The organism is Psychroserpens mesophilus (genome assembly GCF_050617655.1).
Lineage (GTDB): Bacteria > Bacteroidota > Bacteroidia > Flavobacteriales > Flavobacteriaceae > Psychroserpens > Psychroserpens mesophilus_A.
The window spans coordinates 1-235 of sequence record NZ_JBODQC010000519.1 but is presented as its reverse complement, the minus strand read 5'-3'; the positions used below and the strand labels follow the sequence as shown (position 1 = coordinate 235).

General features: G+C 63.4%; 1 protein-coding gene. It reads left to right on the top strand.

Annotation, left to right across the window (positions count from 1 at the left end; all coding sequences use genetic code 11):
• Positions 1 to 235 (top strand): hypothetical protein (locus tag ACRHNM_RS18230; RefSeq protein ID WP_431138037.1); only part of this gene is annotated, 235 nt, incomplete at both ends.

Here is a 235-nt window from a genome sequence, read left to right as displayed (position 1 = left end):
CTCACGCGTCGAGCTCAATCGCCTGAATCTCGTTTTCGTCACAAGCAACACAGCTCTGCTGCAGGCCGAGTTCGATCGACGCTACTTCGTCATCGAGACAGCACCAACGACCACCACCACGCCGCAGCTGCTGCGCGAGCTGACCCACTGGCGCGGCCGTGGCGGCGCCGTCGACTTCGGCGAGTACCTGCGGCAGTACCCGCTGACCAAGGATTTCCTGGCCGAGCACGCATTC